Here is a 2,161-nt window from a genome sequence, read left to right on the forward strand (position 1 = left end):
TAGATCCGGTTGGTGCTTTCCTTGCCGTTATGTAACGAAAAGTATCCGTGATAAGGCATTAAGGGGATGATGCCTACCGGGTCAATATTAACATGGCGTTCTACAAAATCATAAATATCCCTGCCGGTTTTAATAGCCGGGTCCATTTGGCCCAAAGCATAAGTAATGATGTGTTCAATCTCCTGCATGCTTTGATCATCCATAATGATCTTTTGATAGGTGAGCTTTACTGCATCAATATCAGCCTGGGTTAAGCGCTGCGGAAAGGCCTGCTGCAACAACGACTTGTTCTTTTTAAAATCGATGAGGTTGTTATAATGAAAAATCAGGTCGGCCAGGTTGGGGTATAGCCGACTGTTATCAAAGTGGCTGTTAATTTCCTGAAGGTAGCTTAACAGGATATATTTTTTGTATTCAAAATCAATATGACCTTCAATAAACCAGTTTGCGCCTAATTGCCTCATTTTTCCGCCTCCTTTTGATAGCTTAAATTAAACAAAAAACACCAACTTTGCAATATGCCCTATGGAACCCTATATTTAATTCCCGTACCACTGGCCGATGACGCGGCCGCAAAATCATTTACGCCCTACCTTGTTGATACCATCAACAGTATCAAAGAGTACATTGTAGAGAATGAAAAAACCGCACGCCGCTTTTTAAAAGAGGCCGGATTGAAAACCCCGCAAAGTGAGCTCGTGATCCACGACTATGGCAAACATAACCGCGATGCGGGCAAGGCCGATTTTTTTAAAGGACTGCAAGCCGGTAATGATGTTGGTTTGATGAGTGAAGCCGGCTGCCCCGGTGTTGCCGATCCCGGTGCCGAGATTGTTGATAAAGCCCACCGTATGGGTATTAAGGTGGTGCCTTTAGTTGGCCCAAGTTCTATTTTGCTGGCGCTGATGGCTTCGGGGTTTAGCGGCCAAAGCTTTGCTTTTCATGGCTACCTGCCTATTGATAAACTGCTTCGTGCTAAAAAGATCAAAGAGCTGGAAAATACAGCCGTAAAGCTTGATCAAACCCAAATGTTTATTGAAACCCCTTTCCGCAATAACCCTATGCTGGAGGAGATCCTGAAAACGGGTAACCCCAAAACCAAGCTTTGTATAGCCTGCGACCTTACCGCTGCTACTGAGTTTGTACAAACCAAAACTATCGCCGAATGGCAAAAGAAGGTTCCGGAATTGCATAAACGTCCAACCATATTTTTACTCTATCACGGTAATAAATGACCATAAGCCAGCAGCATACCCCGGTTGTAATAGTAGGCGCCGGCCCATCAGGTTTGATGATGGCGGCCCAGCTTTTACGCTATGGTGTGCAGCCGGTAATTATTGATAGCAAGCAGGGGCCAACCACAAACTCAAAGGCGCTGGCTGTTCAGTCGCGGTCTATGGAGATCTACCGGCAAATGGGCGTTATTGATAAGGTGCTCAATGATGGCAAACGGGGAGGCGGCGTACAGTTTAACCAGGAGGGTGAAGAGGTTGCCAGTCTTTCGCTTGCCAATGTTGGTGAAACGCAAACGGCCTTTCCATTTATCCAGATGTACCCGCAGAGCAAAAACGAGCGCTTATTGCTGGATTTCATTACCCTCAACTGCTGCCCGGTATACTGGAACACTTCGCTGTTATCACTAAGTCAGGATGCCGATAAGGTAACCCTGCAACTGCAAAGCGGTGAGGATAAACAAACCATCACTTGCAATTGGCTCATTGCGGCAGATGGCGCGCATAGCACGGTGAGGAAGCAATTGAATATTCCTTTTAATGGCGATACCTATCAGCACCAGTTTTATTTAGCTGATATAAAAATAGAGGCTGATTTTGGCGATAAGGTTAACCTGTTCCTTTCAAAAAAAGGATTTGCGGGCTTTTTCCCTATGCCCGATGACCGGAGCTATCGTGTAGTAGGAAACCTGCCCGATGAGTTTGATAAAAAAGACGAACTACTGATTGAAGAGGTATTGCCACACTTGCGGGATGTTACCAAACAACAGATCATCGTTGAACATACCAACTGGTTCACCACCTATCGCCTGCACCATCGCATGGCCGATAAATTCAGGGAGCAGCGTTGCTTTTTAATTGGCGATGCCGCGCATATCCATTCGCCGGTTGGCGGGCAGGGTATGAACACCGGTTTACAGGATGCCTAT

The 2,161-nt window shown here is 45.9% G+C and carries 2 protein-coding genes and 1 pseudogene; 2 read left to right on the forward strand and 1 reads right to left on the reverse strand.

Annotated elements, in window-relative coordinates:
- A pseudogene (locus VF500_RS09865) lies at positions 1 to 464 on the reverse strand (hypothetical protein); the annotation flags it as partial.
- A 54-nt stretch (positions 465 to 518) separates the two neighbouring features.
- On the opposite strand from VF500_RS09865, the gene VF500_RS09870 reads away from it, so the two are divergent.
- Complete coding sequence (locus VF500_RS09870) at positions 519 to 1,235, forward strand: SAM-dependent methyltransferase (protein ID WP_330859514.1); 717 nt, start codon at positions 519 to 521, stop codon at positions 1,233 to 1,235.
- The coding region (locus tag VF500_RS09875; RefSeq protein ID WP_330859515.1) for an FAD-dependent monooxygenase at positions 1,232 to 2,161 on the forward strand (930 nt) is incomplete at its 3' end. The genes VF500_RS09870 and VF500_RS09875, both read left to right, overlap by 4 nt.

The organism is Mucilaginibacter sp. (assembly GCF_036383575.1).
In the GTDB taxonomy this organism is placed as follows: Bacteria; Bacteroidota; Bacteroidia; order Sphingobacteriales; family Sphingobacteriaceae; genus Mucilaginibacter.

Excerpts from the sequence above, each read along its gene's own strand:
- VF500_RS09870 (WP_330859514.1), top strand. The coding sequence starts at position 519 with ATGCCCTATGGAACCCTATATTTAATTCCCGTACCACTGGCCGATGAC.